Below are 14,800 nucleotides of genomic sequence, written 5' to 3' on the forward strand. Positions count from 1 at the left end.
AGAAAGCGTTAACAATAGAGATAGCAAACACACTGAAAAAGAGAGAAATTCCGACGATAAAAAATTTCTCCCACAAATACTTGACTCAAACTAATAGTAAACTCTACTTGACTTTTCACCTATAAAAATCATATAATATTCTTTGTGTAAAATAGCGCAGCATATGTATACACTTTTTATTCTATTTTGTTCCTCAGGAATCATTTCTGATGGTGTATTGTGTAACCCTTGGCTGCTAGGGCGAAGGTACAGGAAGACAAAATAAATAAGAAGACATGTTACATCTGTTTTTATTTTACCAAATAAAAACATGAAGGAGGAGTCAATTATGGCTCGTTATACAGGTCCAAGCTGGAAACTTTCTCGTCGTCTTGGTATTTCATTAAGTGGTACAGGTAAGGAGTTAGACAAACGTCCTTACGCTCCAGGACAACATGGTCCAAACCAACGTAAAAAATTATCAGAATACGGATTACAATTACAAGAAAAACAAAAACTTCGTCACATGTATGGTGTGAACGAACGTCAATTCCGTAATCTTTTTGATATCGCAGGCAAAATGACTGGTAAGCATGGTGAAAACTTCATGATCTTATTAGAAACTCGCCTAGATAACGTTGTTTACCGTTTAGGTTTAGCTCGTACACGTCGTCAAGCACGTCAATTAGTTAACCATGGTCACATCTTAGTTGATGGCAAGCGCGTTGATATCCCATCATACCGCGTTAAATCTGGTCAAACTATCACTTTACGTGAAAAATCTCGCAACCTTGAAGTTGTTAAAGAAGCAGTAGAAGTAAATAACTTCGTACCTGATTTCTTAACTTTCGATGCAGATAAATTAGAAGGTACATTCACTCGTTTACCAGAACGTTCTGAATTACCAGCTGAAATTAACGAAGCTCTTATCGTTGAGTTCTACTCTCGTTAATTAATATGCTTTGTAAATAGCATATTCAAAAACCCTAGAAACCTTGATATATCAATGGTTCTAGGGTTTTTTGTTTATTTTCTGCTTTGTAGAATAATGTATTCTCCCCCAACGATCTGGGGGAGGTTTTGGGGGGACGTTTTTAAAAAAAATAAAAACATTTGTGGACAGACGCTTAACTAAATTTAAAAATGTAGATTATCTAAAGGAGATCAGTAAAATGGAAAATGAAATTCTCGATAAATTCCTCAACTTATATAAAGGAACACCAGAAGAAGAATATGCATTGAAATTAGGTAATCAAATAAATGCAATGATACTTGAAATTCAAAATAACCATTCAAACTTGATTAAAAAATATTTCGATGCTTTTAATGAATCAAACGAGTACTATAAAAACGAGACCACTCAATTACATAAAGAATTAGCCAATTCAATTCCCAAAGATTTGTACGAAAAAGCAGTAGAAAATGAAAAACGGAGTCAAGAAATTATAAGCATCATAGACAATGAAATATATACTCGTATCAATCACTTTTTATACAAATCAGCAAATGCTGCTACTAAGGGTGAACCCACGGGCAACTATGAATTTGTTATTAAAGAATTAATAAGTTTACGGGATATGATTAAATATAGAAAGGAAAGTATTGAATATAAAAAAGAGAATTTAAGGGTGTATAAATAATTTTGTGTCAGTCTTTGACAATCATTTTTCTGCACTTTGTAAAGTTCTTATCTAATTCTCTATTGTAAGGGAATGGCAGAGTAAGGAGAATAATAATTTACAAAGTTATGGTAATTAAAATATAAAAAGCCAAATTTCTCAGTATTGTAATTGAGAAATTTGGCCTTAGTTACTTCATTAAAGCGCCCGATTGTGGGAAATCTTAATATAAAAGAAAGAATATTTCTTTATTGTGCTAATACTTCCTTGATATTTTTGACGTTATGTTCTGTTAATGCATTTATTGAAAATTTTTTGTCCTTAAAGGGTTTGTTATATCAAATGGAGAAATACTTACTAATCTGTATATATCTTTAGGTGGGATTATTATGAAACAAGATTATAACACAAAAAAAATTCAGTCGAATTATAGAAAGCAACAACAAGATAACGATTCGAAAAAAAATACTAAGGAGATAATTTTCACTGCTCTTATCCTTATCTTAATACTGCTTTTATTTCTTCTTTTAGACTATGATCCAGATCCGAATAAAGATGTTATCATTAAAGAGGTAGATATTAGTGAGGTAGAATTTAACGATAACTAGTGTCCATTAATCCCGATTAGTAGACATTTTTTGTTAATTCTAGTAAGTTTTTAAATAGACCTGTCCAAGTCCTATTGTGTTATATAAGTTACCCCTGTTATTTGAATTAGAAAAAATGCCTTACATCCAGTTGAAACAAAGCGCCCTTTAATTGAGTATATACAGGTTAGGTTAGTTCTTTGATATAGCTTGTAACATTTGCCAAGCAACAACTACCTTGAGGGTTATTCACATCACAACCACATCGGTTTTCCTTTATGTTCTCTCGAATATGTTCTACTGGATTAGGAGTAAGGCCTTTTTCTACGTATTCCTTTATTTTCTCTTTTGTCCAATCAAAACAATAACAAATTGGTGTAGTTACTGAGGCATCTTTTTGATGAACGACCACCTTTATGTCAGATAAAAGGTACTCTTTATTATTCGTATCAAAATAGACTACATCACAATCTTTGGTTGAACAAAAATAGTGATTTTCTTTAGCATTTAATGTTTCTAATGCAGATGGTTTAAGCATTGATTTTAATGTTATCAACTTTACATTTTTAGATCTATTTTTACAAGATGGACACTTTACAACATTTTCATTTTTAATTTCTTTAGTGTTATTACAACAATCTGACATCATTCTCCCACCTTATTATGATACATATTTTGTGCTATCTTTTCTAATTCATCAAAGTTTCAATAATAGGACATTCATGTAGAGATTTTTCATCAGGACAACAATCTTTTAAATTAATTAGCATGTGTTCGATTCTTTTTAAATCCTTAATTTTCTTTTGAACTTCATCAATTTTATGAACAACAAAATCATACATATCCTTACATCGTTCGTCGTCTTTATCAACAACTCCAAGTAGTTTATCGATCTCGGCTAAAGAAAAACCTAAATCTTGCATTCGTTTAATAAATTGTAGGCGATCCACAGACTCTTCTGGATACATCCTATATCCAGCTTTTGTCCGAGAAGGTTCCGAAAGGAGACCCAATCTTTCGTAATATCTTATAGTTTCTTTATTGACCCCACACCTTTCTGCAAGTTCACTAATGCGATAATTCATTTCATTCACCTCAGATAAATTATAAACCCTGTACCATAGTACAGGGTAAAGAGTAAAAGGTAATTTTGAAATTTTTAATTTGCTCAAACATAATCAACTAACTTTACTAATTATTATTTTTCTGTACATTCCATTCATCATTACATTTTTATCTTCGTTTATCATTAGATTTATACTATTTCTACGGTACAGATCTTCAAAATTCAATCCAATATCTGTTCCTAATACTTTTATTAGTGGTCTAAGAAGCTTTTTTGAAAAAGATAATTTATGTTCTTCAGATACGAATTTGTCAAAAATAATTATTTTGCCTCCTTTTCTTAAAACCCTCGTCATTTCTGTTAAACACTTATCTGCATCAGGCACTACAGAAAGAATTAGACTAGCAACTACATAATCAAATGTTTCATTATCAAACTCCATATTTTGAGCATCCATTTCTATGAATTTAATAGGTGAATTTTTAAATTTCGCACTTGCCTTTTTAAGCATATCAGGTGAAAAATCAATTGCCTTTATATCTAAATCAGATTGAGTTATTAACTCTAAATCAGCACCTGTTCCTACACCAACAAAAAGTACCTTTTGATTACTATGAAAGGGGATATCTAGAAATATTTGTCTGCGTGCATTTAAAAAAACACCCGAATTAAAAATCTTATCATAAATTGGAGACCAAATTTTATAAATCACTCGATTCCAAGAATTATTCATTATCTTCACTTCCGAATGACTGAATTTAAATATCCTTTAAGAGTATCCCTTTTTTAAAAACAAGAAGGGCGAAAAATCACATTGAAGCATCATACCTTTTCATTCAGTAAGAAATCATATAAAGGGATAATAAAACCATTATCCCTTTATATGAAACAGTATTTTATTCTTTAACTTTTAATAATCGTAAGCTGTTTAAAGTTACAAGCAATGTTGCCCCCATATCGGCAAATATAGCTATCCATAACGTTAACCAACCCGGTACAACTAAAAGTAAAGCAATAGCTTTAACTACTAGAGAGAAGGTAATATTTTGCTTAATGGTTCTCAATGCTTTTCGACTTAGTTTCATCGTAAACGGTAATTTACTTAAATCATCTGACATTAAAGCAATATCGGCTGTTTCAAGTGCTGTATCCGTTCCAGCTCCACCCATTGCAACCCCAACTGTTGATGCCGCAAGAGCTGGAGCATCATTTACTCCATCTCCAACCATCGCCACACTATGATACTTTTCGCGAAGTTGTTTAATATAGTTCAATTTATCTTCTGGAAGGAGATCGGCCTTAATATCAGATACACCAACCTCTTTACCAATTGCTTCTGCTGTACGTTGGTTATCACCAGTAAGCATAACAGTTTTTTCAATTCCTAGTTGATGAAGTTTTTGAATAACTTCTTTAGATGTTTTTCTTACTTGATCAGCCACAGCAATTAAACAGAGAATTGCGTTGACGGTTCCAAGAATCATGACCGTTTTTCCTTGTGTTTGTAGGGTTGAAATTTGTTCAGAAATGGTTTTATCTATACCATTTGGAAGAATTTCCTCAAACATACTAGGACTTCCTACATAATACATCTCGTCCTTAACTTTTGCTTTTATACCCTTACCAGTTATAGATTGAAAATCTTCAACAGATACTTCATTATAATTTAATCCGTTTGCTTCTGCTTTTTTCATAATTGCTGAAGCAAGTGGATGTTGTGATCCTTTTTCCAACGCTGCTGTGATGGTCAATAACTCATTTTCATTTCCGCCAAATGTTACGATTTCTGTTACTGCTGGAACCCCTTTTGTTAATGTTCCTGTTTTATCAAAAGCAATAACCTTCAATGCACCGGCTTCTTCTAGGTGGATTCCACCTTTGATTAAAACACCATTTCTTGCTGCGTTTCCTATTGCGGTCACAACAGAAACAGGCGTAGAAACAACTAATGCACAAGGACAACCAACGACTAGTACGGATAACCCTTGATATATCCATTCGCTCCAATCTCCGCCAAATAATGGTGGGACAATAGCGATTAAAAAGGCTAATACAACAATTGCCGGAGTATAATATTTGGCAAATTTATCAACAAATGCTTGAGAAGGAGCGCGTTCTGCCTGAGCTTCTTCTACTAAATGAATTATTTTCGAAAGAGTAGTATCTTCCACTAATTTAGTTACTTTTACTTCTAATAATCCTTCTTCGTTCAAAGTACCAGCGAATACTTCATCATCAATGGTCTTTGTCACCGGGACAGATTCACCTGTAATCGCAGCTTGGTTTAAGGTAGATGTCCCTTTTACAACGATTCCATCCATAGCCAACTTTTGACCCGGTTTCACGATCATAATGTCGCCTACTTGAATGTCATCAACGCTAATCATTAACTCTTGATTTCCACGTCGTATTAAAGCTTCCTTTGGAGCTATATCCATCAAGGACTCAATGGATTGACGAGCTTTGTCCATAGAATAGCGTTCTAAAGCTTCACTAATGGCAAAGAGAATAACAACTGTTGCTCCTTCTCCCCATTCACCAATTAATGCAGCCCCAATAATAGCGATTGTCATAAGAGTATTCATATCAAACTTAAATCTGCTTAGATTTTTAAAGCCTTTAATAAATAAGGAGTAGCCACCAATTAATATAGATGCCGCATATCCGATTGTTGGTACAATATGACCTTCTCCGAGTTGTTCTCCTAATAACCAACTAACGATTAATAATAGGGCTGAAATATACACTTTAACGTTTTCTTTTTGCTTCCAAAAAGGTTCACGTTCTACTTTTTGTGCTTTTTCATCTCGTAATTTTAAGTTATCAAAAGCTCCTGCTTTTTCAAGCGCTTCAACCGTTGTATTTCCTACAACTGTTATTTTAGCAGCACCAAAATTAACTTGTGCATCCAAAACGCCATCCAGACGTTTCACGTTCTCTTCGAACGTTTTTGAACAGTCTGCTCAGGTGAGTCCTTGAACTCTGTAAGTTTTAGCTTCTTGGTTGTTTATTTTAGCTTGTTCAGACATTGACTTTCATCTCCTTTTTATGAGTTAATGCAATAACCATTAACTGTCTAATATGTTCATCATCAAGCGAATAAAAGGCTAGTTTGCCTTCTTTTCGGTATTTTACAATCCCTTGTTTATGAAGGGTCCTTAAATGGTGAGATGTCGTTGCAACAGTAGCCCCAATGATATTAGCTACATCACACACACAAAGTTCATCATCTTGACATAATGCATAGGAAATTTTTGCCCTATTTTCATCTGCAAGTGCTTTAAATAATTGGGAAACACTAGATATATCTTCTTTTTGCATCTCACCTTGTATTCGTTTGACTTTTGCTTCGTCATAACAATAAATATCACAAGTATCTTTCTTACTCATTACTCATTATCCCTCCTTTTATTCAAGTGTATGTTTGAATATATTATATATTATTACCCTAACATTATTCAAATGATTATTTGAATAATGGATAAAAAATTAAATAACTCAATAAATTCCATATCCAAACCTACTTATATTAGCAAATGATCATAACGATCAAAACTGTTACATTATTTGAATAGATTTATCAAAGAAGTAAATAGTTCATTTTCTAGCATGATATATATTCCCAATCCTATAAATACAATTGGAATAATCCATCGCCCGTATTTCTCAAGTGTTTCAGAAACAAATCTGAATCTCGCAAGACGGTAACCCAGTAAACACCAAATTGCAACCATTATAAAGAATGTAACTACAGTAATAATTAATTGATTTGTTTCTAACGTTGAAAAAATCGGAACATAAATTCCAATATTGTCTCCACCATTAGCAAAAGTGATAAAGGCTACACTTAAATAAAACTTATTAAATTTGTTTAACCTAGAAAGAATATTATCATCATCATCATCTTCACCTTTGATGAACAGTCTAACTCCTAAATACATTGGAATTAGGCCAAGTAAACCAACCCATTGATCAGCAAGAAGTGTTATCCCAAAGGTTGCTAAAAGACTGATTAAAACTAGAAGTGCAAAACCTAGATATTGACCAATTACTATATCTCTTGAGTTAATACGTTTCGAAACCTTGTTAACCGTTTGACCATTACTTGTTTTAGATTGTGACCTTGCCATAGAGAATAACATCATCAAGACAAAAATATCATCAATATTGGTTACAATAAAAGCACCAAGAGCAGAGATGATTATTAAAATTAAATCCACCTGATTCAACCCCTTTATTTTTTATTAATAATTTAATACTCATTAACATTCAAATATTTATTTGAATGTTAAATTTCATTTTCTATTTTACGTTTACATAAACAAATAGTCAAATGGATATTTGAATAAAGAATAAATCGACATGAAATTAGCACTTTGAAACTAAAAAAGGATGATTACTTTTCTATTAGGTAATCATCCTTTTTGGTTATCCAACCATTATTTATTATGAACTGTTACTGTAAATACCATGTAACCCTCTGGACTGTCAGGATCATAAGAGTCGATTTTTATTGCTTCTTTCTGAGTATCCGGACCATCTATTCTGGGGATTTTTGGTATTGTTTATATCTAATTGGGAACGTTCCGTTAGGTTTGGTTTGGGTGTACAACAATTATCAGTCATAATTTCTCCTATATTTCACAATAACATTGTTAATTAACTTACTATGTATTATCAATAACTTTCTTTATAGGTGTTACTCAATTATATGGCCCGATTGTTTAGTAAGTCCATTTTATAAAATCTGTATAAACCGACTGCTTTGGCATTCCATCTTAAACCTTGTTCTCTAATGCCTTTCAAAAATTCATTTTTTGCCAATAAAAATTGTCTTTTATAATTTCCGTTTCCTTACGATATTTTAATTTTTTCCAAGTTGTACATTAATGACTAGAAATATCAAAATCCAAAAGTACACTATTTAAAGAACACTTTTTAATAAAAAGTAATGCACGAGTAATATACTTTGTCGAGTAAGATTGATCCGTCAAAGTATATTACTTGTGAAAAGTCTATTACTCACGTTATTGGCAATGTTTGGAGTGAGTTTTTTTGTGCTGACAATAATAGTGAAAAATAATACTCCAAAGGTGTTCTGTCAAACAAATATCATTCACCCTAAAGAAAGGAGAAAAAACAATGCTGGACAAAATTGTATTAAAGAAAAATGCAAGACAACGATTAGAACTTTCCAAAGTAGATCTAAAGCTATTGGAATTTCTAGAACAACAACGATTATTAACATTGCAGCAATTCTATCAAGCTGCAACATTTTTATTCGAAATGAAAATTAAAGAGTATAGCTTTAAAAATCGAATCCGGAAATATGAAGAATATCATCTAATTCGTAGCAGCCAATTTAACGAAGGTTTTAATGGAGAGCGTTTTAAATATCTTTGTATTGGTAGTAAAGCTATAGACTTACTAATAGAAAACAATTTATTAGTTAGCTCATATAACAAATCAAAGATTTATAAATTTAATCAAAAGCAAAATTTGTTACACTTCTTAGCCACACAACAAGCTGCAATCAATATATTATGCAATCTAAATTTTGAGGTAATCAAACACAAAAATCAGAAGAAAACAAAATATGTTTTTTTGTACAATGAAACATATTACTCTTTATCACCTTCACTTCTGCCATATACGGAGTGGATACCTAATTTTAATAATTTACACAAACAGAATAACGGAGCTTATCATGCAAAAATTGGTAGGTATATGACAGAAAATAAATCTAGAAGTAATATAATAGGGAAAACAATGACTTTTGTAAAACCAGATTGGATAATTGAGGTAAAATCTAATTATGCAAAGGATGCCTATATTAATATTGAAATGGATATGGGAACAGAACCAATCGAAACATTAATACAAAAAGTTTTTAAATATGCAAAATGGGCGGAAAAGAACCCCGAACAACTTCACATTATGGATATTGTTATTACAGATAATAGTTTTTCTAATCGTTCTCAATTTACGGATGGAATCAAAAGAGGTAAAAATATTATTAATCAATTTGCAGCTGATTCTGCTGTAAGTGACCGATTGAAACAATCTAATTTGAAGGTCATTATTCATCCGTTACTACAAAATGAAAATGCAGTCCACGATGTATTATGTAGATTTTAATAAATACTGTTCCTCGCAGTCATTCCCTTTGAATGACTCGCATACATAAGTTTTAAAAAATACCTCACAGAAAAGCTCCTCGTTACTATTAGTAGATACCATGACGAAACCTAGTTGCATCAATATATTCATCATCCCATACTTTCTATTTTTTCTCCTTTTTTCAATTCGTTACGATGAATGGTAACCATTATACAAAGTAATATACTTTTACGATCTTTATTCGCTCCAAAACTGCCTATCAGGAAATTGGTAACTAATAATAGATACCATGAAGAACATATGGAAACTCTGCATTTTATTAAATTGTATTTTTATTCTTCCATCTAGTATCTAATATTAGTTACTATTAATCGTTACTATATATTATTAGTTATACTTGAAACACTTGTTTAGGACATAAGTTTAAACTGTCATACAATTATCCACTTGGTAGCAAGTAATGATTACAAAAAAATGACTTCTGTTAGAACAACAGAAGCCATCTTTTTCATATCTTTAACCCTTCATTGCTACCACTTTTCAATAATGCTCATTAAACCTTTCGGAAATACTAGCCGATGATTTTCATCCAACATCAGCATTTCGTTTGTTTGAAAAATGTAAAATGCCTCTCCTTCTGTCATTGCCTCTTTATCGGCTTTATGCCGAACTCCAAAGATCGCCCTCGCTTCATCCAGTGACATTGCATCAATCACAGCAAATTCCTCATCTTTCTTTTCCGTTCTTCTTACTACATAATACGTTTCCATTTGATTCATTTGGACCCCTCCATTAATTTTTTATATAAAAAAACATCGCTAAGAATGCCAACGATTGTTCTCGTCACGCATCTTACCGATGATTTTTAACTGATACCTTGACCAAAAGGCCCTTCTATTAAATTAGTTCATAAAAGAAAAAGAAAATAAAATCTATCATACATTATTATTTTATCTTACGCATTACCCCTTTTTAAGCCGTTTCATTAAAAACAACAAATTTACTTATGAAAAGTCGATTGGGTCTGATCTATATCACATAAATTAAGAAGTTAATGAAAAAAGCCGCTACAATGCTTAGTGCATTTTCCAAAGTTATCACTGATGTTTTTATGCTGCGTGTTTCGTTACTTCCTTTAATACTTTAGTTGCTACCTCTTTTGTTGCTTCTGGATTTCTAGTCATGATGTATGTAATTCCACCTGCAAGTCCTACTAAAGTTACACCTGCAAATACTGAAACAATAATTGCTGGCTTGCCACCAAATCTAACCGTTTTGTTATTATGGTTATATTCGGCATAATCTTTTTCATTTTTGTTATTTTCCATTTTAATCATCACCCTTAGCTATTTGATTTAGTATTTCTTGTAAATTTGCTTTAATCCAGTATTAATTTACTTCCGCTCTAACAACGGGGATGATTGTCATAGTTGCAAATAAAGTTGTAACTGCTACTGGATTATTTCATTTTCAATTTATTGACTATTTTTTCATCCCACGATAAAACTGACCATGTGCGTCTACAGAACCCACCCTCTCCATTATCTTTTTGCCTAATTTGACCACCAACTTGCTTACCTAGTTCCGTTAAGGACCAATTGCCTTCTTCGCCATCGAGGAAGCCCTTGTCTTTCAAAAACAAATATACTTCTTTAACTGTAATTCCTATTTTTTCCAATTATTCCAACAGACATTCTCATAAAGTATTTACCTCAGTTAGTCTCTTTTTTTTGTTAATACGCCCTTTGCATGAAAAAATTTCTTTTCTCGTTTTTCTGCTGTTCCTTTGGCTTTTCTAACATAATGATAGCGCGTAATTTTAGGTTGTACAAGACTTACGCAAGGTATATAATTCATCTCGAATGGAGGTTCTCTATAACATGGATGACTTATTAAAAGAAAAGGAAACGTACTGGAAAATTAGATTAAAAAAGTGTATGGATGCAGGCAGATATACTCAAGCATCCTTTGCTGAAGCCCTAAACAATAAATATGGAACTAGTTATGGCCAAAAAGATGTCAGCCGATGGATGAATACAGGAGCCAAAAATAAAAATGGAGAAGTTGGCTTTCCAAAATTCGATACTATGCATCTAATTGCAGATTTCTTTAGTGTAGATGTTGGCTATCTCATTGGTGAAACTGATGAGACCTCGTTTTCAGTGGAGAAGGCGTGTTCTTATATGGGCTTGAATGGCGAAGCGATAAAAGCCATAAGAGAAATTACTCACCCTGAAAATGAAGCATCTTACATGAGGAAACATATGAGAGAGTCTTTTAACAAGTTTCTTTCAGCAGAGGGCTTTCCTAATTTTTTTGATAGGCTACATGATCTTCACCTTGCATCTATATTACCAAATCAAGAGAATCGCGTATTCGACACCCAAGATAGTGAAATAGACTACATCCGTGGTTTAGAGTTCAAAGGGAAAATTGCACGATATGAATTGAATGAAGCTCTGATACTACTAGTTAATGAATTATACTCTAACCAGCCACAAGTAGATTTGAACATAAAAGAATGAAAAATATAACTTATATTAGTATATTCAAAGGTTTCCAACACAACAAAATACCAAGTTATCTTGGATGAACTATGCTGGCATTTAATTAATCATATTGAACGTTGCCATTTTTGTTTTTTGTCTACACAATCGAATATTCAATTAATAAGGACATAAACCCTTATGGTTCTATGCCTCTTTATAGATTAGCTTATTAAGCTTCTATCCGTTTGTTTAAGCGGAATTCTTCACAAAATGCTCTGAAAAAGAGATTGTTTATTGCGCGTCATTTAGTCTACTACAAATACCTGAGTTCCTCCACAATCTGACCCGATTGTATAAAGCTTTTCATTTAACGTAAGATTCGAATCTAAAATGTAAAAAGGTCCACACAGTTTTGAACTGGGGGACCTAATTTTTTATGGTTCCTACCAAAAACCATAAAAATTTCCGGCCAGAGGCCGCTTCATGCAAATATATTATTCCAAACTAATCCATAAATATCAAGGATGATTTTACTTACTTACCTTATAATTCACCATTTATCAAAGCGAACACTCTCTATCTTACCCATTATTAATTCACGCTAGGCTGCCTAGCAGCTATTCAACTATTTTCTTCATAAACAGAGTAACTAAAATCAATATAATCCTCTAGATGAGCTTTTTCTTCAGAATGATTGATTCCCCATCCGTAACGTTGAAAGTCCTGACCACCGTCTATGAAAATTGCACCACACTTACATCGCTTAAAATCATTGCTATGTTTTGACTCGATGATGTCATTGCACTTTTTGCAGCGTACTTTGTTTATAAGTATTTTTTTCATTGGATCATCCCTTTCCGGTTTCTTGATATAGGATCCATCATTTTCAATTGTTTTTCTTGTTTACTCCATCTATCCGAACTATTAAATATCTAGTAAAATTATACTATAATCGTGTTCAATCGTGGATTGCGTTAATAGTTAGGAGGCAATTAAAATAAATTTAACCTACAATAAAACACTCGTAAAAAACAGTTTTGTTAATGATATTGATTTAGCAATCAACTCAAAAAGAAAAAAATACGCAGATTATCATAAATCAGTATTCCATATTCATACACCAGCTTCTCATGATTATAGATTATTTGAAAGTTTAACAGCTGAAAAATATACGGAAATGTCAAATGAAGATTTATTTAGCATAGCCATAAAGGAACACCTATTTCCTGAAAACAGCTTAACTTTTGAAGAAGCAATGGAAATTGCAAACCAAAATAAATATTTTGAAACATTAAAAGAATATTTAACATACTTATTAATGGCCAAAAAATTGGCGGATGAGAATGTAAAATTAGCTGTTATTACTGATCACAATACCATCTTAGGGTATGAAAAGCTCGTTCAGGCTATAAATATTATTAATAATTCTTTTTCTTATAAAATATATACAGATACTTTATTAGGTATTGAAATTTCCTGTGCTGATAAATGTCACGTTGTAGGTATATTTGATGCTAAGCAAGAGACAATTAATCTCCTAAACAATTGGATTTCTAGTAACATAATGGATTGTATATCAGGGACATACCAAACAAGCTTGAATGTCTTAACAAAAATAAATGAACTTGGCGGAATTGGCTATATTGCCCATATAAATAGTTCAGATATCTTTAAGCCGGACTTTCTAAGTGGTGGATACAAAGATCGTTTGTTTAATTCAATAGATAATAAATTATTAGGTGTGTCTTATTTAGATAAAATTCCGAGAGTGATAGAAAATTTAAAAAGATACACCAATGAGGATTATAATTTTGTATTAGATGAGGATTCACACAGTTTAGATGCGTTAGCAACTAAGCCCTTTTGGATTAAAGGACAAAAAGTCAACTTTACAATGTTAAAAAATGCAATCAGAGACTTCGAGATTTCAACCGAATATAAGGAACCTGAAAAACCAAATGTATTCATTAAAGGTATTGTGGTTGAAGAAGATGGATTTCTCTCAGGAATAAATGGAAACGGAAATTTTAGTATATCATTTTCTGAATCACTTAATTGTTTTATAGGCGGTAGAGGAACAGGAAAAAGTACTGTTTTAAATACCATCAATTTTGTCCTTTCTCAAAATGTTTACGACGAGAAAACTTTGGAAAATATTTGTAAACAAGGAAGGGTTTGTGTTGTTTGCTCATACAATAGTGAGGATTATTATATTATTTTCAATACTCCTAAAATGGATAAAAAGCAGTATACTTCTATCTTAGGGTATTTTAACAATGACCTTGACAATTATAAATATGACAAGAAATTTATCTTTGAACCTAAGAAAATAAAAGATATATCATTAGAAATGTATATTCAGCTCTTTAAAAAAACCATCATTCAAAACCAAGAGTATATTGAGGAAATAACAAAGAATAAGAAAAGTCTCCTTTCAAACTTTTTTTATAGAAGATATTCTGTGAATGAGTTGGTAAGAACCTCCAGCTCAGATGAAATTACTGATTTTATCCGAGAAATGATGTTCAAAAATGAAGTACTTTCCGACAAAAGGAGGGTTGGTAATATCACTACTATTAAAGGTTTAAAACAGAAATACAAAGAGTTACCAGCTATCTTAAAAGACAGGAAGATTACTGTATATAATACACTTGACAGTTTTAATGCTAACCATGTAAATCAATTAAAAATCACCTACTACCAAAAAAATATTAATGAGTTAATGCTTAACTGGGTTGAAATTTTAGAAGTAAAAATGGAAAATTCAGATAATTATTTTGAGAAATTCAACATAAAAATTGAAGATTTAATTGAATATTTATCTCTTTTAAGTGAAAAATCTGATCCTATGTATGAGTAAAATGTTTGTGGGAGAATAAATATCCTTTTTGTCTAGTTGGGGGACTCGTCCCCCAACTAGACAAAAAGGCCACCAAGCGA

General features: G+C 31.9%; 16 protein-coding genes. 6 read left to right on the forward strand and 10 right to left on the reverse strand.

Annotated elements, in window-relative coordinates:
* The first annotated feature begins 328 nt into the window (after positions 1 to 328).
* The 3 genes from rpsD to ACTNDN_RS23335 all read left to right on the forward strand — a co-directional run bounded on the left by rpsD (position 329) and on the right by ACTNDN_RS23335 (position 2,206).
* Complete coding sequence (gene rpsD, locus ACTNDN_RS23325) at positions 329 to 931, forward strand: 30S ribosomal protein S4 (protein ID WP_031539239.1); 603 nt, start codon at positions 329 to 331, stop codon at positions 929 to 931.
* A gap of 220 nt (positions 932 to 1,151) precedes the next feature.
* Positions 1,152 to 1,619 carry a hypothetical protein gene (locus tag ACTNDN_RS23330; protein WP_031539238.1) on the forward strand — a complete coding sequence of 156 codons (468 nt, stop codon included), beginning with the start codon at positions 1,152 to 1,154 and terminating at the stop codon, positions 1,617 to 1,619.
* Positions 1,620 to 1,987: 368 nt separating this feature from the next.
* On the forward strand, positions 1,988 to 2,206 hold the full coding sequence (locus tag ACTNDN_RS23335) for a hypothetical protein (protein WP_031539237.1): 219 nt from the start codon (positions 1,988 to 1,990) through the stop codon (positions 2,204 to 2,206).
* 166 nt (positions 2,207 to 2,372) lie between these two features.
* Here the strand turns inward: ACTNDN_RS23335 and ACTNDN_RS23340 are convergent, their stop codons facing one another.
* The 6 genes from ACTNDN_RS23340 to ACTNDN_RS23365 all read right to left on the reverse strand — a co-directional run bounded on the left by ACTNDN_RS23340 (position 2,373) and on the right by ACTNDN_RS23365 (position 7,471).
* Positions 2,373 to 2,831 (reverse strand): putative iron-sulfur cluster-binding metallochaperone, encoded by a 459-nt coding sequence (locus ACTNDN_RS23340; RefSeq protein ID WP_019381809.1) that lies wholly within the window; start codon positions 2,829 to 2,831, stop codon positions 2,373 to 2,375.
* A 43-nt stretch (positions 2,832 to 2,874) separates the two neighbouring features.
* Positions 2,875 to 3,270: an Hg(II)-responsive transcriptional regulator gene (gene merR / locus ACTNDN_RS23345; RefSeq protein ID WP_019381808.1), complete on the reverse strand. Its 396-nt coding sequence runs from the start codon at positions 3,268 to 3,270 to the stop codon at positions 2,875 to 2,877.
* Between the two features lie 93 nt (positions 3,271 to 3,363).
* A complete protein-coding gene (locus ACTNDN_RS23350; RefSeq protein ID WP_019381807.1) occupies positions 3,364 to 3,984 on the reverse strand; it encodes a class I SAM-dependent methyltransferase in 621 nt (206 codons plus the stop codon).
* 163 nt (positions 3,985 to 4,147) lie between these two features.
* Positions 4,148 to 6,280 (reverse strand): heavy metal translocating P-type ATPase, encoded by a 2,133-nt coding sequence (locus ACTNDN_RS23355; RefSeq protein WP_081836702.1) that lies wholly within the window; start codon positions 6,278 to 6,280, stop codon positions 4,148 to 4,150.
* Complete coding sequence (locus ACTNDN_RS23360) at positions 6,273 to 6,641, reverse strand: ArsR/SmtB family transcription factor (RefSeq protein WP_019381805.1); 369 nt, start codon at positions 6,639 to 6,641, stop codon at positions 6,273 to 6,275. The genes ACTNDN_RS23355 and ACTNDN_RS23360 overlap by 8 nt, the downstream gene beginning before the upstream one ends.
* Before the next feature lie 173 nt (positions 6,642 to 6,814).
* On the reverse strand, positions 6,815 to 7,471 hold the full coding sequence (locus ACTNDN_RS23365) for a CadD family cadmium resistance transporter (RefSeq protein ID WP_019381804.1): 657 nt from the start codon (positions 7,469 to 7,471) through the stop codon (positions 6,815 to 6,817).
* A gap of 922 nt (positions 7,472 to 8,393) precedes the next feature.
* Here ACTNDN_RS23365 and ACTNDN_RS23370 point away from each other — a divergent pair.
* The gene (locus ACTNDN_RS23370) at positions 8,394 to 9,389 is read left to right on the forward strand and encodes a replication-relaxation family protein (protein ID WP_031539235.1); all 996 of its coding nucleotides are present in this window, start codon (positions 8,394 to 8,396) and stop codon (positions 9,387 to 9,389) included.
* A 512-nt stretch (positions 9,390 to 9,901) separates the two neighbouring features.
* On the opposite strand, the gene ACTNDN_RS23375 is transcribed toward ACTNDN_RS23370, so the two are convergent.
* The 3 genes from ACTNDN_RS23375 to ACTNDN_RS23385 form a co-directional block, all read right to left on the reverse strand.
* Complete coding sequence (locus ACTNDN_RS23375) at positions 9,902 to 10,150, reverse strand: hypothetical protein (protein WP_231512590.1); 249 nt, start codon at positions 10,148 to 10,150, stop codon at positions 9,902 to 9,904.
* A 330-nt stretch (positions 10,151 to 10,480) separates the two neighbouring features.
* Entirely contained in the window at positions 10,481 to 10,699 is a 219-nt protein-coding gene (locus ACTNDN_RS23380; RefSeq protein WP_031539233.1) for a hypothetical protein, read from the reverse strand.
* 131 nt (positions 10,700 to 10,830) lie between these two features.
* On the reverse strand, positions 10,831 to 11,049 hold the full coding sequence (locus ACTNDN_RS23385) for a hypothetical protein (protein WP_031539232.1): 219 nt from the start codon (positions 11,047 to 11,049) through the stop codon (positions 10,831 to 10,833).
* Positions 11,050 to 11,251: 202 nt separating this feature from the next.
* Between ACTNDN_RS23385 and ACTNDN_RS23390 the strand changes: the two genes are divergently transcribed.
* Positions 11,252 to 11,896: a hypothetical protein gene (locus ACTNDN_RS23390; RefSeq protein WP_051641008.1), complete on the forward strand. Its 645-nt coding sequence runs from the start codon at positions 11,252 to 11,254 to the stop codon at positions 11,894 to 11,896.
* Positions 11,897 to 12,481: 585 nt separating this feature from the next.
* Here ACTNDN_RS23390 and ACTNDN_RS23395 read toward each other — a convergent pair.
* Positions 12,482 to 12,703 carry a DUF7695 domain-containing protein gene (locus tag ACTNDN_RS23395; protein WP_035416658.1) on the reverse strand — a complete coding sequence of 74 codons (222 nt, stop codon included), beginning with the start codon at positions 12,701 to 12,703 and terminating at the stop codon, positions 12,482 to 12,484.
* A 205-nt stretch (positions 12,704 to 12,908) separates the two neighbouring features.
* On the opposite strand from ACTNDN_RS23395, the gene ACTNDN_RS23400 reads away from it, so the two are divergent.
* On the forward strand, positions 12,909 to 14,720 hold the full coding sequence (locus tag ACTNDN_RS23400; RefSeq protein WP_441132426.1) for a Spaf_1101 family AAA-like ATPase: 1,812 nt from the start codon (positions 12,909 to 12,911) through the stop codon (positions 14,718 to 14,720).
* Positions 14,721 to 14,800: the final 80 nt, after the last annotated feature.

Source organism: Niallia sp. HCP3S3_B10 (genome assembly GCF_052064465.1).
Taxonomy (GTDB): Bacteria; Bacillota; Bacilli; order Bacillales; family Cytobacillaceae; genus Niallia; species Niallia hominis.